The sequence below is a fragment of the Streptomyces sp. NPDC056161 genome (assembly GCF_042268025.1).
Taxonomy (GTDB): domain Bacteria; phylum Actinomycetota; class Actinomycetes; order Streptomycetales; family Streptomycetaceae; genus Streptomyces.
This window is the reverse complement of sequence record NZ_JBHJUV010000033.1, coordinates 48,835-71,267: the sequence shown is the minus strand read 5'-3', so window position 1 is coordinate 71,267 and position 22,433 is coordinate 48,835. Positions and strand designations below refer to the sequence as shown.

General features: G+C 69.3%; 19 protein-coding genes. 9 read left to right on the top strand and 10 right to left on the bottom strand.

Annotation, left to right across the window (positions count from 1 at the left end):
• Positions 1 to 176: 176 nt before the first annotated feature.
• The 9 genes from ACFC09_RS27900 (at position 177) to ACFC09_RS27860 (ending at position 13,763) form a co-directional block, all read left to right on the top strand.
• Entirely contained in the window at positions 177 to 704 is a 528-nt protein-coding gene (locus ACFC09_RS27900) for a hypothetical protein (protein WP_376533079.1), read from the top strand.
• Between the two features lie 299 nt (positions 705 to 1,003).
• On the top strand, positions 1,004 to 1,438 hold the full coding sequence (gene rplK, locus ACFC09_RS27895) for a 50S ribosomal protein L11 (protein ID WP_376533078.1): 435 nt from the start codon (positions 1,004 to 1,006) through the stop codon (positions 1,436 to 1,438).
• Between the two features lie 100 nt (positions 1,439 to 1,538).
• Positions 1,539 to 2,264, top strand: a complete 726-nt coding sequence (gene rplA / locus ACFC09_RS27890; protein ID WP_376533077.1) for a 50S ribosomal protein L1 — start codon at positions 1,539 to 1,541, stop codon at positions 2,262 to 2,264.
• A 162-nt stretch (positions 2,265 to 2,426) separates the two neighbouring features.
• Positions 2,427 to 3,326 carry a hypothetical protein gene (locus ACFC09_RS27885; protein ID WP_376533076.1) on the top strand — a complete coding sequence of 300 codons (900 nt, stop codon included), beginning with the start codon at positions 2,427 to 2,429 and terminating at the stop codon, positions 3,324 to 3,326.
• A gap of 162 nt (positions 3,327 to 3,488) precedes the next feature.
• Positions 3,489 to 4,379: a DUF1396 domain-containing protein gene (locus ACFC09_RS27880; protein WP_376533075.1), complete on the top strand. Its 891-nt coding sequence runs from the start codon at positions 3,489 to 3,491 to the stop codon at positions 4,377 to 4,379.
• A gap of 288 nt (positions 4,380 to 4,667) precedes the next feature.
• Positions 4,668 to 5,198, top strand: coding sequence for a 50S ribosomal protein L10 (gene rplJ, locus ACFC09_RS27875; RefSeq protein WP_376533074.1), 531 nt, complete (start codon positions 4,668 to 4,670; stop codon positions 5,196 to 5,198).
• Between the two features lie 113 nt (positions 5,199 to 5,311).
• Positions 5,312 to 5,692, top strand: coding sequence for a 50S ribosomal protein L7/L12 (rplL, locus tag ACFC09_RS27870; protein ID WP_376533073.1), 381 nt, complete (start codon positions 5,312 to 5,314; stop codon positions 5,690 to 5,692).
• Positions 5,693 to 6,263: 571 nt separating this feature from the next.
• On the top strand, positions 6,264 to 9,749 hold the full coding sequence (rpoB, locus tag ACFC09_RS27865; protein WP_376533072.1) for a DNA-directed RNA polymerase subunit beta: 3,486 nt from the start codon (positions 6,264 to 6,266) through the stop codon (positions 9,747 to 9,749).
• 99 nt (positions 9,750 to 9,848) lie between these two features.
• Entirely contained in the window at positions 9,849 to 13,763 is a 3,915-nt protein-coding gene (locus tag ACFC09_RS27860) for a DNA-directed RNA polymerase subunit beta' (RefSeq protein WP_376533071.1), read from the top strand.
• Positions 13,764 to 13,846: 83 nt separating this feature from the next.
• Here the strand turns inward: ACFC09_RS27860 and ACFC09_RS27855 are convergent, their stop codons facing one another.
• The 10 genes from ACFC09_RS27855 to ACFC09_RS27810 all read right to left on the bottom strand — a co-directional run bounded on the left by ACFC09_RS27855 (position 13,847) and on the right by ACFC09_RS27810 (position 22,411).
• Positions 13,847 to 14,095, bottom strand: a complete 249-nt coding sequence (locus ACFC09_RS27855) for a hypothetical protein (RefSeq protein ID WP_376533115.1) — start codon at positions 14,093 to 14,095, stop codon at positions 13,847 to 13,849.
• A gap of 59 nt (positions 14,096 to 14,154) precedes the next feature.
• Entirely contained in the window at positions 14,155 to 14,382 is a 228-nt protein-coding gene (locus ACFC09_RS27850; protein WP_376533070.1) for a hypothetical protein, read from the bottom strand.
• A gap of 15 nt (positions 14,383 to 14,397) precedes the next feature.
• On the bottom strand, positions 14,398 to 15,264 hold the full coding sequence (locus ACFC09_RS27845) for a peptidoglycan-binding protein (protein WP_376533069.1): 867 nt from the start codon (positions 15,262 to 15,264) through the stop codon (positions 14,398 to 14,400).
• Between the two features lie 105 nt (positions 15,265 to 15,369).
• On the bottom strand, positions 15,370 to 15,831 hold the full coding sequence (locus ACFC09_RS27840) for an ATP-binding protein (protein ID WP_376533068.1): 462 nt from the start codon (positions 15,829 to 15,831) through the stop codon (positions 15,370 to 15,372).
• A gap of 38 nt (positions 15,832 to 15,869) precedes the next feature.
• A complete protein-coding gene (locus ACFC09_RS27835) occupies positions 15,870 to 16,592 on the bottom strand; it encodes a hypothetical protein (protein ID WP_376533067.1) in 723 nt (240 codons plus the stop codon).
• The gene (locus tag ACFC09_RS27830) at positions 16,592 to 17,728 is read right to left on the bottom strand and encodes a hypothetical protein (protein WP_376533066.1); all 1,137 of its coding nucleotides are present in this window, start codon (positions 17,726 to 17,728) and stop codon (positions 16,592 to 16,594) included. The genes ACFC09_RS27835 and ACFC09_RS27830 overlap by 1 nt, the downstream gene beginning before the upstream one ends.
• Positions 17,725 to 18,831, bottom strand: coding sequence for a hypothetical protein (locus ACFC09_RS27825; protein WP_376533065.1), 1,107 nt, complete (start codon positions 18,829 to 18,831; stop codon positions 17,725 to 17,727). The genes ACFC09_RS27830 and ACFC09_RS27825 overlap by 4 nt, the downstream gene beginning before the upstream one ends.
• A gap of 176 nt (positions 18,832 to 19,007) precedes the next feature.
• Positions 19,008 to 20,225, bottom strand: a complete 1,218-nt coding sequence (locus tag ACFC09_RS27820) for a hypothetical protein (protein WP_376533064.1) — start codon at positions 20,223 to 20,225, stop codon at positions 19,008 to 19,010.
• Between the two features lie 70 nt (positions 20,226 to 20,295).
• Positions 20,296 to 21,486: a hypothetical protein gene (locus tag ACFC09_RS27815; RefSeq protein WP_376533063.1), complete on the bottom strand. Its 1,191-nt coding sequence runs from the start codon at positions 21,484 to 21,486 to the stop codon at positions 20,296 to 20,298.
• Positions 21,487 to 21,490: 4 nt separating this feature from the next.
• A complete protein-coding gene (locus tag ACFC09_RS27810) occupies positions 21,491 to 22,411 on the bottom strand; it encodes a phage tail protein (protein WP_376533062.1) in 921 nt (306 codons plus the stop codon).
• Positions 22,412 to 22,433: the final 22 nt, after the last annotated feature.

The window sequence follows — 22,433 nt, the reverse complement described above, 5'->3', positions numbered from 1 at the left end:
AAACTGTGTGCTGCGCCACAACCGTTCCGGCGTCCGGTGAGTCTGACTTGATGACCAAAACGCACGAACGGTGCTCTTGATGGTGATCCACCGTGCATTGCTGTGGTTTGCCCTGCCCTGTTCGTCGCGTGCTCAAGGAACAGTTCAGGTATCCAGGGAACCCGGGGGTTTTCCTCATGCGTGCTCGTCGTACGTTGATCGCCGCGGCCGCCGCCGCTTTCGTCCTCGTCCCGGCGGCCTCCGCCGTCGCCGGTACGGGCCCCGCGCCCGCGCCGGACAAGCAGCGTCAGAGCGTCCGCTCCACCGCCCCGTCGGAGAGCGGCAACCCGAACAGCGCCAAGGCCGCGGCCGTCGGCGTGTGCTCCGACGCGTACCAGATCGGCACCACCGCCTACATCGACCGCGCGGGCGCTCACGTCGCGTCCGTGAAGCAGTTCTACTCGCCCAGTTGCAAGCGGAACTACGGGTACCTGTGGGTGTGGCAGAGCTTCCGCGACAAGGTGAAGGACTACGACGCCGGCATCGGCGTCTACAGCTACGCGCGCGACGGGGTCGTGGGCGAGAAGACGTGGACGGCCACCAACGCCCAGGAGTTCTGGTCGTCGCCGGCCGCCACCGCCGGCGAGTGCACCGCGGCCGTCGGCCACCTGAGGGCGCCGGGCGACCCGGTCGGCGGGCAGGCGGTCACCTCCAAGCGCTGCTGAGTCCGGCCGGCCCGGGGCCCACCCGTGTCCGGGTGTTCGCCGGGCCGGAGCCCGGGTGTTCTTCGAAGGTGTCGCGGGTCTTTGGCCGCCGGGTGCGGTCCGGGGGCCCGCGTTTCCGTTGCGCGGACCGGGGTGCCGTTCCGGTGCGCGGGCCACGGTGCCGTTCCGGAGTCCGAGGTCCCGTTTTTGGGTCCGGCCCCGTCACCCGTTATCGTGGTGCGGTATGCCTCCATCCTGATGATCTCCGATGATCCGGATCGGACGGCGGAACACTCTCACTAAGGACCCGGAGAGAGCACATGCCTCCCAAGAAGAAGAAGGTCACGGGGCTGATCAAGCTCCAGATCCAGGCCGGTGCGGCCAACCCGGCCCCGCCGGTCGGCCCCGCGCTGGGCCAGCACGGCGTCAACATCATGGAGTTCTGCAAGGCCTACAACGCCGCGACCGAGTCGCAGCGCGGTTGGGTCATCCCGGTGGAGATCACGGTCTACGAGGACCGTTCCTTCACCTTCGTGACCAAGACCCCGCCGGCCGCGAAGATGATCCTCAAGGCCGCGGGCGTGGAGAAGGGCTCCGGCGAGCCGCACAAGACCAAGGTCGCCAAGATCACTCAGGCGCAGGTCCGCGAGATCGCCCAGACGAAGCTGCCCGACCTCAACGCCAACGACCTGGACGCCGCCGCGAAGATCATCGCGGGCACCGCGCGTTCCATGGGCGTCACGGTCGAGGGCTGAACCTCCACCTCGTAGAACCCCCGCGGCCCCTGTGGGCCGCACGTGGCAGGGCCTGCTCGGCCCGCACCACGACTCCGTCAAGAACCCCTCAGGAGCAGTTGTGAGCAAGCGCAGCAAGGCCCTCCGCGCTGCGGACGAGAAGATCGACCGGGAGAAGCTGTACGCCCCGCTCGAAGCCGTCCGCCTCGCCAAGGAGACCTCCACCTCCAAGTTCGACGGCACCGTCGAGGTCGCCTTCCGTCTGGGTGTCGACCCGCGCAAGGCCGACCAGATGGTCCGTGGCACCGTGAACCTCCCGCACGGCACCGGCAAGACCGCCCGGGTCCTGGTCTTCGCGACCGGTGACCGTGCCGAGGCCGCGCGTGCCGCGGGCGCCGACATCGTCGGCTCCGACGAGCTGATCGACGAGGTGTCGAAGGGCCGTCTGGACTTCGACGCCGTCGTCGCCACCCCGGACCTCATGGGCAAGGTCGGCCGCCTCGGCCGCGTCCTCGGCCCGCGTGGTCTGATGCCCAACCCGAAGACCGGCACGGTCACGCCCGACGTCACCAAGGCCGTGACCGACATCAAGGGCGGCAAGATCGAGTTCCGCGTCGACAAGCACTCGAACCTGCACTTCATCATCGGCAAGACGTCGTTCGAGGACGACAAGCTGGTGGAGAACTACGGCGCCGCGCTGGAGGAGATCCTCCGTCTGAAGCCGTCCGCCGCCAAGGGCCGCTACATCAAGAAGGCCGCCATCACCACCACGATGGGCCCCGGCATTCCGCTCGACCCGAACCGCACCCGCAACCTCCTCGTCGAGGAGGACCCGGCCGCCGTCTGAGCCCAGGCTCACCCCCGGCAGCCGCGTCGCACACGCGTCGACAGGGCGGGCCCCGCAACCTTCCGAGGTGCGGGGCCCGCCCTGCCTTTGTGCGACTTCCCGTACGGGTGTCAGTGCGCTGCGTTACCGTGCGCATACGGACTCGCATAGGGGTGGGATGACATGAACAGCACCATCGTGCGCCGCGTGACCCTCTCGGCGGTCCTGGTGACCGCGCTGGCGGCGATGGCCGCCTGCGGCTCCGGAGGCTCGGACGAGGGCGGCAAGGCGACCGGACGGAGCACGGCACACACCGACCCGTTGACGGAACTGCGCTCCGCCGAGAAAACCACGGCCGAGGCCGAGTCGGCCAAGGTCCGCTCCACGACCGCACTGGGCTCCGTGATGTCCATGACGGCGGACGGCACCCTCGGCTGGCGCGACGGCATCACCGGCACGCTCACCATCACCTACACCGGCGGCACGGTCGCCGACGCCATGCGGAAGCTCGGCTCCACCACGATGGAGACCCGCTATCTGCCGGACGCCTACTACGCCAGGATGGGCGACGCGTTCGCCCGGCAGGCAGGCGGCAGGCACTGGGTCAAGTACGGCTACGACGCCCTGGCCGACCTCGCCGGCGCCTCCGGTGCCCACCTCAAGGACCAGACCCGCAACGCCACGCCGAACCAGTCCGTGAAGCTCCTGCTGGCCTCCGGGGACGTACGGAAGGTCGGTGCCGAGAAGGTCTCCGGTGAGAACGCCGCGCGCTACTCCGGGACGGTCGACGTCGCCGACCTCGCCACCCGGAACTCCGGCCTCACCGCGAGCGGGCTCGCCGACCTGAAGAAGCAGCTCGACCAGGCCGGCGTCACCACGGAGACCATCGACATCTGGGTCGACGACCAGGGCCTGCTGCTCAAGAAGGTCGATCGGGGCACCACCGCGAACGGCACGATGACCAGCACCGCCTACTACAGCGACTACGGGGCGCGGCTCTCGGTGCAGAAGCCCCCCGCGAGCGACACCCAGGACTTCACGTCCCTCATGCACACGCAGGGGGCAACCGGGCTGTCCGGCTGAATTCCGACCGGGCCCGCCGCGGACCCTTTCGGCCTTCGATGGTCAAGAACCCGCCAAGAACCCGGATGTACTTGTCATTGCCGCCGGTTACGATCAACCCCTTACTGTGAATCGGGCGTGTGTTCCCTGTGCGCCCAACCATGATGTGGGGGGAAAGAAAAAATGAGGTCTTCTGTGTCCGTCAGGTCCAGGTCTTCCATGGCGGCCGGCGGGCTCGCCGTGCTGCTGCTCGCCACGGGCGCGGTCGGCTGCGGGGGGAACGACGACGGAGCGAAGTCGTCGTCGAAGGGCGACTCGGTGAAGGCGCCCGCGATGGAGCCGGCGGCGGCCGTCGCCGCTGCCGCGAAGAACGCGGACGACATCAAGTCGTTCCGCTACCGGATGTCCGGCAGCATCCCGGGCGAGGGCCGGCTCAAGGGCGAGGCGGCGATGAGCGTCGAGCCGCCGGCCATGAGCATGAAGATGACCGCCGCGGGCAAGGGCACCGACGGGCCGGTCGAGATCCGGCTCGTCGACAAGGCGATGTACATCGGCGGCAACCCCGAGATGGCCAAGGAGATGGAGGGCAAGAGCTGGCTCAAGCTCGACATGTCCGCCGCCGGCGCGGACGGCGGGCTCAACGCCGACCAGCTCGGCGCGGGGGAGGCCGGCAAGAACCCGGCCTCCGACTCCACGTTCCTGTCCGGCGCCAAGGACATCAAGGAGATCGGCACCGAGACCGTCGACGGGGTGAAGACCACCCACTACCAGGGCACGGTCACCCTCGACGACCTCCGGGCCAAGATCAAGGCGGAGGACAAGAACCTCCGCGAGCGGCACGAGCAGAGCCTTGAGCAGTACGAGACCATGGGCGTCGACGAGATGACCATGGACATGTGGATCGACGGCGAGTCGCACACCAAGCAGTTCCGGATGCGGGGCGAGGCCAAGAAGGGCCCGCTCGACATGCTGATCACCTTCATCGACTACAACCAGCCGGTGAAGGTCACCGCTCCGCCCGCCAAGGACACCACCGACCTCTCCGAGATGATGAAGGGGGTCGAGCAGGGCTGAGTCCGCAGGCACGGATTTGCCTGGCGGCGATCCGTTCCCTTACTCTCCAACGGAAGCCAAAGACCGCTGGTCGTTGCCCCGTGTTCGGATGAACGCGGGGTGGCCGAAGGATCCGCTGAAAAGTGGGCGACCCGCGCAGGTGACAGTGGAAGAACTCCCGGAGTGCCCGCCCCGCGCGTGCACGGCCGGTCGAGTCCGCCCCGTGCGCCTGCGCCGGGGCGTTTCGTTTTTCCCAGTCCTCCTTCGGGTCCGCGCGGTCAGAATCACCCGGAAGGAGGCCGAGGCTCTATGGCGAGGCCCGACAAGGCTGCCGCGGTGGCCGAGCTGGCGGAGCAGTTCCGCAGCTCCAACGCCGCCGTGCTGACCGAGTACCGCGGTCTCACCGTGGCGCAGCTCAAGACGCTGCGCCGGTCGCTCGGTGAGAACGCCCAGTACGCCGTGGTGAAGAACACGCTGACCAAGATTGCGGCCAACGAGGCCGGGATCACGACGCTGGACGACCTGTTCAACGGTCCGACGGCTGTCGCCTTCGTCACCGGTGACCCGGTGACGTCGGCGAAGGGTCTCCGTGACTTCGCCAAGGACAACCCGAATCTCGTCATCAAGGGCGGTGTCCTTGACGGCAAGGCGCTGTCCGCCGACGAGATCAAGAAGCTCGCGGACCTTGAGTCCCGCGAGGTTCTGCTCGCCAAGCTGGCGGGCGCCTTCAAGGCCAAGCAGACCCAGGCTGCCCAGGTCTTCCAGGCGCTCCCGTCGAAGCTCGTCCGCACCGTGGACGCGCTTCGCGCCAAGCAGGACGAGCAGGGCGGTGCCGAGTAATTCGGCTCGCGACATGACCGCCGCCGCCTGAGGCGGAGGTCGTAGCGGGCCGTACGTACGCCCGCCAGACATGTACATCCGGCACCTGCCGAATTAGTGGAAGGAAAGCCACCATGGCTCTCACCCAGGACGAACTGCTTGCCGAGTTCGAGGGCATGACCCTGATCCAGCTCTCCGAGTTCGTGAAGGCGTTCGAGGAGAAGTTCGACGTCACCGCCGCCGCTGCGGTCGCCGTCGCGGGCCCGGCCGGCCCGGCCGCCCCGGTCGAGCAGGCCGAGGAGCAGGACGAGTTCGACGTCATCCTCACCGGCGCCGGCGACAAGAAGATCCAGGTCATCAAGGTCGTGCGTGAGCTGACCTCGCTCGGCCTGAAGGAGGCCAAGGACCTGGTGGACGGCGCCCCGAAGCCCGTCCTGGAGAAGGTCGCCAAGGACGCCGCCGAGAAGGCCGCCGAGTCCCTCAAGGGCGCCGGCGCCTCCGTCGAGGTCAAGTAAGTCCTTCCGGGGTCACCCGGGATCGGGCCGTACGCCTGCCGTGCGGTCGCCGCGGCCCCCGACGGGGCTGTAACGCGCGCGCACCGAGGAGCGATCATCCATCCGGGTGGTCGCTCCTCGGCTTTCCCGAAGGCCCGACCGCGAGTGCCTTGCACCCGCGTGACCGGGGGGTATGGTGATCTTCGTCGTGTCCCTGGGAGCCCGGTCGGGCTGGGGGGCCTTGACGAACCGCACGCAGCGCGCAATTCTCAGGACGCGTCGTCACAACGATCCGGGATCCGAGGCATGGATCGACGGCGAAGAGGGCAGTATCAACGTGCGTTGAAGGCAGGCATGGCGCAGGCGTTGAAGACAGCGAGGGTCTCAGAAAAGTGGGACTGGACATCAGTGTGCCAAGTGGCTACACTGACCCTTTGCGCTGCCTGTTAGCTTGCCCCTGCCCGTCACCAGGGGTCTGCCCTCACCCGAGCATAGACGACTGCATCCCCTCTGACCTGGGGTTTCTGTCTTCGCGCATGGGAGAGGGGCCGGTACGCGCGCAGTGAGTCCGAGCCCTCGGAAGGACCCCCTCTTGGCCGCCTCGCGCAACGCCTCGACCGCGAATACGAACAACGGCGCCAGCACCGCCCCGCTGCGCATCTCCTTTGCAAAGATCAAGGAGCCTCTTGAGGTTCCGAACCTGCTCGCGCTGCAAACCGAGAGCTTCGACTGGCTGCTCGGCAACACCGCCTGGCAGAGTCGGGTCGAGGAGGCTCTTGAGAACGGTCAGGACGTCCCCACCAAGTCCGGTCTGGAGGAGATCTTCGAGGAGATCTCCCCGATCGAGGACTTCTCCGGGTCGATGTCGCTGACCTTCCGGGACCACCGCTTCGAGCCGCCCAAGAACTCGATCGACGAGTGCAAGGAGCGCGACTTCACGTACGCCGCCCCGCTCTTCGTCACGGCCGAGTTCACCAACAACGAGACCGGCGAGATCAAGTCCCAGACCGTCTTCATGGGCGACTTCCCGCTCATGACGAACAAGGGCACTTTCGTCATCAACGGCACCGAGCGTGTCGTGGTGTCCCAGCTGGTCCGTTCCCCCGGTGTCTACTTCGACTCCTCCATCGACAAGACCTCCGACAAGGACATCTTCTCCGCCAAGATCATCCCGTCCCGGGGTGCCTGGCTGGAGATGGAGATCGACAAGCGCGACATGGTCGGTGTCCGCATCGACCGCAAGCGCAAGCAGTCGGTCACCGTCCTCCTGAAGGCGCTCGGCTGGACGACCGAGCAGATCCTGGAGGAGTTCGGCGACTACGAGTCGATGCGCGCCACCCTGGAGAAGGACCACACCCAGGGCCAGGACGACGCGCTCCTCGACATCTACCGCAAGCTGCGTCCGGGCGAGCCCCCCACGCGTGAGGCCGCGCAGACGCTCCTGGAGAACCTGTACTTCAACCCGAAGCGCTACGACCTCGCGAAGGTCGGCCGCTACAAGGTCAACAAGAAGCTCGGTGCGGACGAGCCGCTGGACGCCGGCGTGCTCACCACCGACGACGTCATCGCCACCATCAAGTACCTGGTGAAGCTGCACGCCGGTGAGACCGAGACGACCGGTGAGTCCGGCCGCTCGATCATGGTCGAGACCGACGACATCGACCACTTCGGCAACCGTCGTATCCGCAGCGTCGGCGAGCTGATCCAGAACCAGGTCCGTACGGGTCTCGCCCGTATGGAGCGCGTCGTGCGCGAGCGCATGACCACCCAGGACGTCGAGGCGATCACGCCGCAGACCCTGATCAACATCCGGCCGGTCGTCGCCTCCATCAAGGAGTTCTTCGGCACCAGCCAGCTGTCCCAGTTCATGGACCAGAACAACCCGCTGTCGGGGCTGACGCACAAGCGTCGTCTGAACGCCCTCGGCCCGGGTGGTCTCTCCCGTGAGCGGGCCGGCTTCGAGGTCCGTGACGTGCACCCCTCGCACTACGGCCGGATGTGCCCGATCGAGACGCCGGAAGGCCCGAACATCGGTCTGATCGGCTCGCTGGCCTCCTACGGCCGGGTCAACGCGTTCGGTTTCATCGAGACGCCGTACCGCAAGGTCACCGACGGCCAGGTCTCCGACGAGGTCGACTACCTGACCGCCGACGAGGAGGACCGCTTCGTCATCGCGCAGGCCAACGCGCCGCTCACCGACGAGCTGCGGTTCGCCGAGGCCCGCGTGCTGGTCCGCCGCCGTGGCGGCGAGGTCGACTACGTCGGCGGCGAGGACGTGGACTACATGGACGTCTCGCCGCGCCAGATGGTGTCGGTCGCGACCGCCATGATCCCCTTCCTGGAGCACGACGACGCCAACCGTGCCCTGATGGGCGCGAACATGATGCGGCAGGCCGTGCCGCTCATCAAGTCCGAGTCCCCGCTCGTCGGCACCGGCATGGAGTACCGCTCCGCCGTCGACGCCGGCGACGTCGTCAAGGCCGAGAAGGACGGTGTGGTCCAGGAGGTCTCCGCGGACTACATCACCACGGCCAACGACGACGGCACCTACATCACCTACCGGCTGGCCAAGTTCTCCCGGTCCAACCAGGGCACCTCGGTCAACCAGAAGGTCATCGTCAACGAGGGCGACCGGATCGTCCTGGGCCAGGTCCTCGCCGACGGTCCCGCCACGCAGAACGGCGAGATGGCGCTCGGCAAGAACCTGCTCGTGGCGTTCATGCCGTGGGAGGGTCACAACTACGAGGACGCGATCATCCTGTCGCAGCGCCTCGTGCAGGACGACGTCCTCTCCTCGATCCACATCGAGGAGCACGAGGTCGACGCCCGTGACACCAAGCTCGGCCCCGAGGAGATCACCCGGGACATCCCGAACGTCTCCGAGGAGGTCCTCGCCGACCTCGACGAGCGCGGCATCATCCGCATCGGCGCCGAGGTCGTCGCCGGTGACATCCTCGTCGGCAAGGTCACGCCCAAGGGTGAGACCGAGCTGACGCCGGAGGAGCGCCTGCTGCGCGCGATCTTCGGTGAGAAGGCCCGTGAGGTCCGCGACACCTCGCTGAAGGTGCCGCACGGCGAGATCGGCAAGATCATCGGCGTGCGCGTCTTCGACCGCGAGGAGGGCGACGAGCTGCCGCCCGGTGTGAACCAGCTGGTGCGCGTCTACGTCGCGCAGAAGCGCAAGATCACCGACGGTGACAAGCTCGCCGGCCGACACGGCAACAAGGGCGTCATCTCCAAGATCCTGCCGATCGAGGACATGCCGTTCCTGGAGGACGGCACCCCGGTCGACATCATCCTCAACCCGCTCGGCGTCCCGTCCCGGATGAACCCGGGACAGGTCCTGGAGATCCACCTCGGCTGGCTCGCCAGCCAGGGCTGGGACGTCTCCGGCCTGACCGAGGAGTGGGCCGAGCGCCTCCAGGCCATCGCCGCCGACCAGGTCGACCCGCGCACCAACGTCGCCACCCCGGTGTTCGACGGTGCCCGCGAGGACGAGCTGGCGGGTCTGCTGGAGCACACCATCCCGAACCGCGACGGCGACCGCCTGGTCCTCCCGTCCGGCAAGGCGCGGCTGTTCGACGGCCGCTCCGGTGAGCCGTTCCCGGACCCGATCTCGGTCGGCTACATGTACATCCTGAAGCTGCACCACCTGGTCGACGACAAGCTGCACGCCCGCTCGACCGGCCCGTACTCGATGATCACCCAGCAGCCGCTGGGTGGTAAGGCCCAGTTCGGCGGCCAGCGGTTCGGCGAGATGGAGGTGTGGGCGCTGGAAGCGTACGGCGCCGCGTACGCCCTCCAGGAGCTGCTGACCATCAAGTCCGACGACGTCACCGGCCGCGTGAAGGTCTACGAGGCCATCGTCAAGGGCGAGAACATCCCCGAGCCCGGCATTCCCGAGTCCTTCAAGGTGCTCATCAAGGAAATGCAGTCCCTGTGCCTCAACGTGGAGGTGCTGTCCTCGGACGGCATGTCCATCGAGATGCGCGACACCGACGAGGACGTCTTCCGCGCGGCGGAGGAACTCGGCATCGACCTGTCCCGGCGTGAGCCGAGCAGCGTCGAAGAGGTCTGACGGGAGTCCGGCCGGGACCCTGAACCATCAGGGTCCCGCCGACCCCCAGGCCCCCGTTTCAGACCACAGAATTACGACCCTGAGAGGGATTGACGCATAGTGCTCGACGTCAACTTCTTCGACGAGCTCCGGATCGGCCTGGCTACCGCTGACGACATTCGGCAGTGGAGCCACGGCGAGGTCAAGAAGCCCGAGACCATCAACTACCGCACCCTCAAGCCCGAGAAGGACGGCCTCTTCTGCGAGAAGATCTTCGGCCCCACCCGGGACTGGGAGTGCTACTGCGGCAAGTACAAGCGCGTCCGCTTCAAGGGCATCATCTGCGAGCGCTGTGGCGTCGAGGTCACGCGTGCGAAGGTGCGCCGTGAGCGGATGGGCCACATCGAGTTGGCCGCTCCCGTCACCCACATCTGGTACTTCAAGGGCGTTCCGTCGCGCCTCGGCTACCTGCTCGACCTCGCCCCGAAGGACCTGGAGAAGGTCATCTACTTCGCGGCGTACATGATCACGTTCGTCGACGAGGAGCGCCGTACCCGCGACCTGCCCTCCCTGGAGGCGCACGTCTCCGTGGAGCGGCAGCAGATCGAGAACCGCCGGGACTCCGACCTCGAAGGCCGCGCCAAGAAGCTGGAGACGGACCTCGCCGAGCTGGAGAGCGAGGGCGCCAAGGCCGACGTGCGCCGCAAGGTGCGCGAGGGCGCCGAGCGTGAGATGAAGCAGCTGCGCGACCGTGCGCAGCGCGAGATCGACCGTCTCGACGAGGTGTGGACCCGGTTCAAGAACCTCAAGGTCCAGGACCTGGAGGGCGACGAGCTGCTCTACCGCGAGCTGCGTGACCGCTTCGGCACGTACTTCGACGGTTCGATGGGTGCCGCGGCGCTGCAGAAGCGCCTGGAGTCCTTCGACCTGGACGAGGAGGCGGAGAAGCTCCGCGAGATCATCCGTACCGGCAAGGGCCAGAAGAAGACCCGCGCGCTCAAGCGCCTCAAGGTCGTCTCCGCGTTCCTGCAGACCAGCAACAGCCCCAAGGGCATGGTCCTGGACTGCGTGCCGGTCATCCCGCCGGACCTGCGTCCGATGGTGCAGCTGGACGGTGGCCGGTTCGCGACCTCCGACCTGAACGACCTGTACCGCCGTGTCATCAACCGCAACAACCGCCTGAAGCGGCTTCTCGACCTCGGCGCGCCCGAGATCATCGTGAACAACGAGAAGCGCATGCTCCAGGAGGCCGTCGACGCGCTCTTCGACAACGGCCGCCGCGGCCGCCCGGTGACGGGCCCCGGCAACCGTCCGCTGAAGTCGCTGTCCGACATGCTCAAGGGCAAGCAGGGCCGCTTCCGGCAGAACCTGCTCGGCAAGCGCGTCGACTACTCGGCCCGTTCCGTGATCGTCGTCGGCCCGCAGCTCAAGCTGCACCAGTGCGGTCTGCCGAAGGCGATGGCGCTGGAGCTGTTCAAGCCGTTCGTGATGAAGCGGCTGGTCGACCTGAACCACGCGCAGAACATCAAGAGCGCCAAGCGCATGGTGGAGCGCGGCCGCACCGTGGTGTACGACGTCCTCGAAGAGGTCATCGCCGAGCACCCGGTGCTGCTGAACCGTGCGCCCACCCTGCACCGCCTCGGCATCCAGGCCTTCGAGCCGCAGCTGGTCGAGGGCAAGGCCATCCAGATCCACCCGCTCGTGTGCACCGCCTTCAACGCGGACTTCGACGGTGACCAGATGGCCGTGCACCTGCCGCTGTCCGCGGAGGCGCAGGCCGAGGCCCGCATCCTGATGCTGTCCTCGAACAACATCCTCAAGCCCGCCGACGGCCGTCCGGTGACGATGCCGACCCAGGACATGGTCCTCGGTCTGTTCTTCCTCACCACCGACGGCGAGATGCGTGACGTCAAGGGCGAGGACCGGTCGTTCGCGTCGGTCGCCGAGGCGATCATGGCGTTCGACGCCGGTGAGCTGTCCCTTCAGGCGAAGGTGGACATCCGCTTCCCGGTGGGCACCATCCCGCCGCGCGGCTGGACTCCGCCGGCGCAGGAGGAAGGGGACGAGCGCGTCGGGGACGGCGAGTGGCAGCAGGGTGACAGCTTCCGGCTGCGCACCACGCTGGGCCGGGCGCTGTTCAACGAACTGCTGCCGGAGGACTACCCGTTCGTCGACTACGAGGTCGGCAAGAAGCAGCTCTCCGAGATCGTCAACGACCTCGCCGAGCGCTACCCGAAGGTCATCGTGGCGGCGACGCTCGACAACCTGAAGGCGGCCGGCTTCTTCTGGGCGACCCGCTCCGGTGTCACCGTGGCCATCTCCGACGTCGTCGTCCCCGACGCGAAGAAGGAGATCGTCAAGGGTTACGAGGCCCAGGACGAGCGGGTCCAGAAGCAGTACGAGCGCGGTCTGATCACCAAGGAAGAGCGCACCCAGGAGCTCATCGCGATCTGGACCAAGGCGACCAACGAGGTGGCCGAGGCGATGAACGCGAACTTCCCGAAGACCAACCCGGTCTCGATGATGGTGAACTCGGGTGCGCGCGGCAACATGATGCAGATGCGTCAGATCGCCGGTATGCGTGGTCTGGTGTCGAACGCGAAGAACGAGACGATCCCGCGTCCGATCAAGGCGTCGTTCCGTGAGGGCCTGTCCGTCCTGGAGTACTTCATCTCCACGCACGGTGCCCGTAAGGGTCTCGCGGACACCGCCCTGCGTACCGCCGACTCGGGTTACCTGACCCGTCGTCTGGTGGACGTCTCGCAGGACGTCATCATCCGCGAGGAGGACTGCGGCACCGAGCGCGGTCTCAAGCTGCGCATCGCCGAGCGCGACGCCGACGGCGTGCTGCGCAAGGCGGAGGACGTCGAGACGTCCGTGTACGCGCGCTGCCTCGCCGAGGACATCGTGGTCGACGGCAAGGTGCTGGCCCCGGCCGGCACCGACCTGGGCGACGTCCTCATGGACGAGCTGATCGCCCGGGGCGTCGACGAGGTCAAGACCCGCTCGGTCCTGACCTGCGAGTCCGCGGTCGGCACCTGCGCCATGTGCTACGGCCGCTCGCTCGCCACCGGCAAGCTGGTCGACATCGGTGAGGCGGTCGGCATCATCGCCGCCCAGTCCATCGGTGAGCCCGGCACCCAGCTGACGATGCGTACCTTCCACACCGGTGGTGTGGCCGGTGACGACATCACCCAGGGTCTGCCGCGTGTCGTCGAGCTGTTCGAGGCCCGTACCCCGAAGGGTGTCGCCCCGATCTCCGAGGCGAGCGGACGCGTCCGCATCGAGGAGACGGAGAAGACCAAGAAGCTGGTCATCACGCCGGACGACGGCAGCGACGAGACGGCGTTCCCGATCTCGAAGCGCGCCCGTCTCCTGGTCAGCGAGGGCGAGCACGTCGAGGTGGGCCAGAAGCTCACCGTGGGTGCCACCAACCCGCACGACGTGCTGCGCATCCTGGGCCAGCGTGCCGTCCAGGTCCACCTGGTCGGCGAGGTCCAGAAGGTGTACAACTCGCAGGGCGTGTCGATCCACGACAAGCACATCGAGATCATCATCCGGCAGATGCTGCGCCGGGTGACGATCATCGAGTCCGGCGACGCGGAGCTGCTGCCCGGTGAGCTGGTCGAGCGCTCGAAGTTCGAGCAGGAGAACCGTCGTGTGGTCCAGGAGGGCGGTCACCCGGCCTCCGGCCGTCCGCAGCTGATGGGTATCACGAAGGCGTCGCTGGCGACGGAGTCCTGGCTGTCGGCCGCCTCCTTCCAGGAGACGACCCGAGTCCTGACGGACGCGGCGATCAACGCCAAGTCCGACAGCCTCATCGGCCTCAAGGAGAACGTCATCATCGGTAAGCTCATCCCGGCCGGTACGGGCCTGTCCCGCTACCGCAACATCCGGGTCGAGCCGACCGAGGAGGCCAAGGCCGCGATGTACTCGGCCGTCGGCTACGACGACATCGACTACTCGCCGTTCGGCACGGGCTCCGGCCAGGCCGTTCCGCTGGAGGACTACGACTACGGTCCGTACAACCAGTGAGCAGCCGTAGCTCCTAGCAAGTAGCTGAGACAGGCCGAAGGGCGGCCACCCCGTTTCGTACGGGGTGGCCGCCCTTCGGTGTGTCAGCGTGCCGTCAGCTCCAGCGCCGTCACCACCACGGTGGCCACGGCCGCCAGCACGCCGACGCTCGCCAGCGGCCAGCGGGCCCGCTCCAGCGCGTCCAGGCGCTGCTCGTGGTCGGCGAGTTGTCTGTCGGTCTGGTCGCTGCGCTGGACCAGCAGCGCGAGCGAGCCGTCGACGCGGGCGAACCCGGCCTCGACGGTCCCGCGCAGCCGTTCCAGTTCGACGGCCACGGCGGTCGGGTCGGACAGGGAGTGAGGGGTGGAGAGGGAGGACGGGGCGGCTGGGGAGGACGGGAAAGGTGGTTCGGTCACGCGCCCTCCTGTTCGCTGTCCGTCCGCAGCCACGACGGCAGCAGCGCCTGTACGGCGGGTTCGGCCATCGCCCTGGTGACCGCGGCGGCGACGGCGAGCGCTCCGGCGGCCCAGGGCAGGGTGTCCGGGATGCCGGCGGCGCGGACGACCGTCGGCAGCAGGACGCACAGCCCGACAGCGGTCTGTACGACGGTGCGGAGGGTGCGTTTGGCGGCCTCTGACATGGTGAGCCTCGTTTCTCAGGAGCTGTACGGGACTTTCAGGGCCGCCCAGGAGGTGGCGCCCGGCCAGCCGTCGGCGTCCGAGCCGGAGTAGCCGAGCCTGCGTTGCCACGTGGCGTAGGAGAGCCGGTCGGCCTCGGTCCACTGCGGGCCGGGTCCGGCGGAGTACGCCGAGCAGCCGACGGCGACCAGCCGCCTGCCCATCGCGGTGACGACGGCGGACCTGGGCCGCTTCCTGAACCAGTCGGCGCCGGGGAAGGGCTGGTGGGCGGGGGTGGTGCCGGCGGGGACCTCGGTGCCGAGACGGGCGGCGACCCGGCCGCGGAAGTCCGCCATTGTGAAGCCACGCGGGTCGATCTTGGTGTTGGTCCACTCCTTGTGGCCGATGACCGAGCGGGCGCTCCAGCCGTGTGCCCGGCACAGCGCGGCCGACGCCCGCACCATGGCGTCCAACTGCACCTCGGGCCACGGGTCCTTGCCGTCGCCGAGGTTGACGCATTCGAAGCCGTAGAAGTGGACGTTGCCGTCGGTGTCGTTCTCGTTCGGCGCGGGCAGGGCGGTCTCGGCGATCACCGCGTCCAGTACGTCGCCGTCGCCGCGGCCGGCGTGGTTGGCGCGGCCGTTGCCGACCAGGTGGACCGTGCCGTCCTTGGCGATCACGCCGTGGCAGAGCGGGCCCGGCAGATCGGAGCGGCCGGTGAAGCAGAGGCTGACGGAGGCGGCGGTGCCGGAGGTGACGGTGTGGTGGATCACCACCCCGTTGACCGGGCCCCAACCGCCCTTGCTGTTGCGGTTGTTGGTGCGCCAGCCGGCGGTCTCGACGACGGTGACGCCCTCGGCCCGCAGGGCGGACACGAGGGCGTCGGCGGACAGGGGGGTGGACATGGGCGGGGCCTTTCGGAGGGGAGTGCGGGCGAGTGCGGGCAGAAGAGAACCCCGGCCGGCGGGGGCGGCTCGGGGCGGCGGGTGGCGCGTGCGGAGCGCGGGACGTCAGGCGGGGCCGTCCGTCGTGGCCTCGGCGGCGGTGAGCGGGTCGGTGCCACCGTCCGCGGGCGGTTCGGCCGGGTCGCCGGTGCCGCCCGAACCGTCCCCGGGACTGGTCCACTGGGCGCACAGGGCCGTACAGGCGCTCACGTTGTCCGCGAAGTCGGCCAGGGCGGCGGCCACCGCCTGCTGGATCGCGGTCTGGTCGGGGACGACCGGGTCGGTGCCGACCGGCATGACCGTGATCATGCCGCCGCCCCGCAGCACGGTGTTGTGGGCACCCTTCTCGGTGAACTGGGCGGTGACGTGGACCGGGGAGTACGTACCGGTGAGCGAGTCGGGCCCGATGATGTTGCTCACGCTGGTGTCGGCGACGTTGATGTAGACGGTGTGACCGGCCTCGGTGATGGTGGCCCGGCCGGCGAAGTCGATCGCGAGGCCCCAGGGCTGGCTGGTGTCGATGTCCATGGTCGAAGGTCCTTCCTCGGGTCGTGGACGGTCGTGCGTCAGACGGTCTGGCGGCCGTACATGAGGACCGGCTGGGCGTAGACGGAGCCGGTTCCGGTGCTGACCAGCGCCTGGATCTCGACCTTGAGCAGGGTGCCGTAGACCGCCGGGAAGTTGGTGCTGATCGCCCCCGTGAAGTCGAAGCCCGAGCCCGCGCTGACGGTGCTGCCCCACGGGGAGCCGTTGACCTGCACCCGGACGGAGCCGGTGGTGCCGGAGTCGGCCCGGGTGTTCATGAGGAGCCGCATCACCGGCTGCCAGACGATGTTGTACGACATCGCGACGGTCGTGTACGAGGTCGCCTTGGTCTGCGGCCAGCGACTGGTCGTCGCGTCCTGCGGCGGCAGCATGTTCAGCCAGGGCTTGGCGATTCCGCCGGTGTCGATGTCGTCGGAGACGATCTCCCGGCCGTAGGCGTCGTAGATCCGCAGCGGCTGCTGCGAGGTGCTGGTGCCGTCGCCGTTGTACAGGGTCAGGGCCAGGCTGCCGGTCTGGCGGCGGATCGCCACACCGTACTCCTGGTCGCTCCACCGGCCGACCGAGAAGACGGCGGGACCGCCGTCCGGCGGCCGGACGTTGAGATAGCCGCCGTCGGTGATCTCCACCCCGCCGCCGGAGATCCGGTTGAGGGCGGGCCGGGTGTTGACCGCGGTGGACAGTTGCTGGATCCGGCGTTCCAGCTGGGTCAGCCGGTCGATGATGTCCTCGGGCAGCTGGGGCATCAGGCCACCTCCAGGTAGAGCTGGGCGGTGTCCGGCCGGCCGCGCTGGGCGGGGCTGACGTTGACGCCGATGATCCGGTAGCGGGCGTCCAGGCCCTCGGTGAACCACTCGTCGGTGATCCGGATGCGCGCGATCCGGCCGAGCAGCGCGGTCGGTACCAGGTCGTCGAGCATGACGGTGATCTCCGGGATCACCACCGCCCCGGTGGCGGCGGCCAGTTCGGTGCGGGCGAGGGCGGTCAGGGTGTTCGTGTCGGTGATGTCGTTGTGGTCCGAGGTCAGGTCGATGCGCGGATACCCGGCCTGCTCGATCAACTCGGTGGCCACCGCGACCGTGGAGCAGACCGGCCGGGACTCGGAAGCCTGGTCGTCGTTGGCCGACGCGCCCCGGGCCCGAGCGGTGGTGCCGCCGCGGGTGGCGTCGCGCGGGAAGGAGTACGACAGGATCGTGCCCGGCCGGTCCAGCACCAGGTCGGTGCTGCCGGTGGTGATCGTCGGGCTGCCCAGCCGCAGCCGGCGCACCCGGGCGCCGGTGGTGGGGTCGAGATAGACGGAGACGTAGTGCTCGAAGCCGTGCTCCAGTGCCGCCAGCGCGTCCAGGGCGTCGAGGTAGACCGTCTCGTCGCCGTCCCGGTGGCTGACCGAGCGGGACACGTCCGAGACCTCGTCGCCGTAGGTGACGCCGATGTCGCCGCCCGGCAGCCCGGTCTGGAGGTCCTTCCACAGCGCCCGCGCGACGTCGAACTGCGGGCCGGTGAGCTGGAGCTTGTAGGTGGGGTCGTACGCGGCCGTGTGCGCCCGGACCAGCCGTCGGCTCGCGTACGACTCGAAGGTCGCCGCCTGGATGCCGAGCGTGAGCACCCCCTGTTCGTCGCTTTCCAGGGTGCTGGTCCACACGATGCCGCCCCACCACAGGTCATTTCCGCGCTGGAGGTAGACCGAGGTGCGGCCCTCCTCGATGCGGCGGGCCCGCGCGGCCATCGCCCGGTCCGGGATCGGGACGGTGCCGGAGAGCGAACCGGCCTTGCCGATGTAGTCGTCCACCGTGACGTCGCGCAGCGGCAGGATGTCGATGGTGGAGTCGGTGCGCAGATCGCAGAAGATCGCGCGGTAGGGGGTGTTGATGTTCGTCGTCATGCGGCGGCCTCGTAGGTGGCGGTGCCCCGGATGGCGTACGGGCTGGTCCAGGTCCACGGCGACAGGGCGTCCACGGAGCCGTAGTACGGCTGGACGGTCGCCACGGAGTCGACCCGGCCCGTGCTGATGTTCAGTTCGAAGGCGGTGGTCGTGCCGAGGTTGATCCGGCTGACCATGCGCAGGTTGTTGTTCCCGGACAGTTCGGCGAAGCCGATCACGGGGTGGGCGGCGGACGCGGCGACCGGCAGCGAGAACCGCCAGTTGTCGTCGGTGCCGGGGTTGGTGCCGAAGGTGGTGGTGCTGCCGAACTGGATGGAGAAGCTCAGGTGCACGGTCCTGCCGAACTTGACGTACCGGCAGTTGACCGTGGCGTTGCCGAACGACGGGGTGGCGTTGCCGGTACCGGTCGTCCAGGCCGGTGTCCAGCTCTGCCAGGTCGGGTACTGCGGAAAGGCGTCCCAGGCGGTGCCGTTCCAGCGCTGGAGCCCGCCGCTCACGTCCCGGTACTGGCCCGGGTAGGCGCCGTTCGTGGTGTCGGTGGTGACCGGCAGGATGCCGCCGATCGCGACGGTGGCGGTGCGCATGCCGGTCAGGGCCTTGTCCCAGTCGATGGCGGTGGTGCCGGTGCTCGCGTTGGCCGGCACGAGCACCTGGTACAGGGGGATCGACAGGGAAGGCAGCGGTGGGACGACCGGGACGGCCGCCGCCTCGCCCTGCACGATCTCCACGGCGGCCTCGGTGCGGATGGTGTCGCCGTCGCGGTACTCGTCGTGGATCCGCAGCACGACCAGGTCGATCCGCGCGTACTGGGCGGCGCCGTCGGCGAAGGTCAGCGGCAGGTACTCGGTGAGGGCGACCGGGTAGGCGCCCTGGGCGTCGGTGCCCTGGACGATCGCCCGGCCGGGGCTGACGGTGGCGGACATGGTGCCGGGGGTGCCGGTCAGGGTGAACCCGGTGATCCGCCACTGGCCGTCCGGCGAGCCGGGCAGGATGCCGGAGCGGGTGGCCACGGGCGAGGTCGGGGTGAGGGCGCCGAGCGAGACGAGCCGGGTGTCCTCGCGGGACTGGCTGTCCGGGGACAGCCATCCGGAGCGCAGCGGCATGGTCGACTCCTTTGTGAATCAGGCGGGTTGGTGATGTTCGGGCGATCGGTCGGCATGCGGACCGGTGCGGGCGGGTGTCGCGGCACGCGCGGCATACGGGCCGGGACGGGCGGGTGTCGCGGCACGCGCGGCATGCGGGCCGGGACGGGCGGGTGTCGCGGCACGCACCGCCGCGGTCAGGAGGCGGACTCGTAGGTCCCGTGGATGGACAGCACGTCTCCCGACGCCCAGGTGAAGGGCTGCGCCTTGCCCCAGACGCCGGAGCTGATCTTGAGGGTGTCGCGGAGCGAACGGACGATGCCGCCGCTCGTCGTCGAGAGCAGCGCGGTGCCCTGGTAGAACAGCGTGGGAGTCGAGGAGTCGTACGCCTCGACGCTCAGCACCCGCCCGTCCAGCTTCCAGGCCGTGTTGACCGGGGCGACCGGCAGCGAGAACGTCCAGTCGGTGCCCTGGGCGGACAGGTTGGTCGTCGAACCGATCTTCAGATAGATCCGGACGTGGACGACCGTGCCCGTCTTCACGTACGACCCGGCGATCGTGCCGTTGCCGATGGTGGGCGCCGTACCCGCCTCGACGCCCCACTTCGGCGTGTAGTCGGTCCAGGAGGGCACCGGCTGGTACGACACCCACGTCGTGCCGTTCCAGCGCTGCAACAGCCCGGCGGAGGAGTCCCGGTACTGGCCGGTGTAGCTGGCCGTGGCGACCGTACCGGCCGGCGCGATGCCGCCCAGGGCGCTCGGGTACGACACCCATGCCGAGCCGTCCCAGCGCTGGAGCGCGCCGCCGGAGTCGCGGTACTGCCCCGGGTAGGAGCCGTTGCCGGTGTCGCCGTAGACCGGCAGGATGCCGCCGACGGCGACCGTCGGCGTGCGCAGATCGGTGACGTCGGTGCTCCAGTTGATCCCGCCCTTGCCGGCGCTGATCCCCGCGCCGACCCGGACCTGGTAGATCGGCAGGCCGATGGCGGGGGCGCGGGGCGGCACCGGGGTGACGCCCGGCTCGCCCTTGACGATCTCCAGCGTGGCTCTGGCCCCGGTCTCCTCGGAGTTGTCGTACTGCGCGTCGCTGATCTTCAGGACGACGAGGTCGATCCGGGGGTTCGCCTCGCCGTCGGCGAAGGTGAGGGGCGTCGGTTCGGGCAGGGCGACCGGGTAGGCGCCCTGGCTGGGGCCCGCCTGGATGATGGCCCGCCCCTCGTGGACGACCGCCGTCATGGCGCCCGGGGCGCCCTCCATCCAGAAGCCGGACAGCCGGGACAGGCCGTCGTAGGACCCGGGCAGGATGCCGGAGCGGACCTCCAGCGGATTGGCCGGGGTGGTCGCGCCGATCTGGGTCAGCCGGGTGTCCTCGCGGGTCTGGCCGGTCTGCGCCACCCATGAGCTGCGCAGGTTCATGTGCGGGTCTCCTTTGGTGTCGTGCGGGCGGGGGTGCGGGTGGAGGTGCGGGTGGAGGTGCGGGCGGCGTTCAGGAACGGAGCCATTCCGCGGTGAAGTCGGTGGCGTAGCCGGAGCCGCCGAGCGTGGTGAGGGCGGCGCCCGAGTTCTGCAACCCGTACAGCGCGAGCCTGTCGCCGGCCGCGCACCTGAGGAGGACGCTGCCGCCGACGCTGGTCGCGCCCGGTCCGGCGCCGACCAGCCAGGTGGCGCGGGGCACACCGGAGCCGTTCTGGGCGATCCGGGCGCCGCGCGAGCCGGTGGGTTCCCCGGTCCAGGTGACGCCGCCGGTCACTCGCCACCAGCCGGTCCGGGACACCGTGTACGTGTTCGACCCGGACCAGCCGCCGACGTCGTCCACGTCGACGGTGGACAGGGTGATCTGGCTCCAGGTGTTGTTGGCCACGGACTGCGTCGTGCTCTGCTCGACGCTCAGCAGGATCTTCGAGCGTCCCTCCGCGTACTGCCAGGCCGAGCCGTCCCAGCGCTGGAGCTGCCCGGCGGCGTTCTCCTGGTACTGGCCGGTGTAACTCCCGCCGGTCAGCGCGCCGGCCGGGGCGATACCGCCCACCGCCTTCGGGTACGACACCCAGGTGGTGCCGTCCCAGCGCTGGAGGGTGCCCGGGGTGTCCCGGTACTGGCCGGCGTAGGCGCCGTTGAAGCCGCTGGCCGGGACGATCCCGCCGAGCGCGGCGGTCGCGTAGCGCAGGTTGGTGACCGCCGTGGTCCAGTCGAGCGGCTCGGTACCGGCGGAGGCGCCGGCCGGTACCAGGATCCGGTAGAGCGGCAGGGCGGTGCCGTCGGGGCTGTTCGGCACGGTCGGCGTGGCCGCGGGGGCGCCCACGACCAGGCGGATCATCGCCTCCGCGGCGTGGGTGCCGTCGTACGGGTCGTCCCTGACGACCAGTTCGACGAGATCGATCCGGCTGTACAGGGCGTCGCCGTCCGGCACGGTGAAGGTCTCGGGGTCGGTCACCACCACCGGGTAGACGCCCTGGAGCAGCCGGCCGCCCTGCACGAAGGCACGGCCCACGCCGATCGTGAACGTCATCGTCCCGGGGCCGCCGGTGAGTTCGAACCCGCCCGGGACGATGCCGCCGCGCCCCTTGAGCGGGATGTTCTCCGCAGCGCCCGCGTTGACGGTCAGCAGACCCGACAGACCGAGTCGGGTGTCCTCCCTGGTCTGTCCGGTTTCGGTGAGCCAGGACGCTCGTACGGTCATGTTGTCACCACTCCGCCGAGCGCCAGCGGACCTGGAGCTGCGCGCCGGCGCCGTAGCTGTCCGGCCGGAAGGCGAGCCGGGCCCGGCCGGGTTCGAAGGCGAACAGCTCCTCGGGGCTGCTGTCGCCCGCGGCGGTGTGGCGGCGCGAGGCGGTGCCGTTGAGCGTGACGGTCCCGGCGGCGGTGTCCACGACCAGCTCGTCGCCGGTGGCGAGCCCGATCTCGTAGCGCAGCCTGCGGCCCGACGACCGTTCGGTCACCGTGGGGTTGCCGCACGGACCGGTGAAGGTCAGCACCGGATGCGTCGGCGCCGAACCGTTGTTGTCGGCGTCGACGTCACCGGTGGAAGCGGTCTCGCCCCAGTACAACGGCCAGATCAGCGGCCAGGTCAGGCCGCTCTCCGGCTGCGGGCCGCCGGTGACCGCGCTCTGCTCGTCGACGGCGTAGCGGCGCGGGTCGGTGGCGTACCACTGCACGGACGCCTTGGCGACGCCCTGCGTGGTGTACGTCCGGTCGGCCGCCAGCACCCGCTGGCTGACCCGTGCCCGCACGGCCAGGGTCTCGCCGTGCAGCCGCACCGCCAGCCAGCGCTCCGCGTCGCCGAGCAGCAGGGCCTGGCGCAGGACGCGCGTCACGGTGAGGGAGGAGGCGGTGTCGTCGGCCGCCGGTACGCTCCACACCGTGCCGCCGACCTTGCGGGGCTTGGCGTAGCGGGCGCCCGGCCAGGCGCCGTGCGCGGTGGGGTGGTCGGCGTCGGTGGTGTCGTAGTCGGGCAGGTCCTCCCAGCCGGTGAGCCCGTCACTGCCGATCTCGTACGGAGTGCCGGGGCCCATCAGCAGTCCGGCCCACTGCATCTGCCCGTCGCGGGTGATGAGTGAGCCGGGGGGAACGTCGTCGGTGTATGCGGTTGGGGTCAGGTCGGCCATGGGGCCTTCACCTCACTTCGTG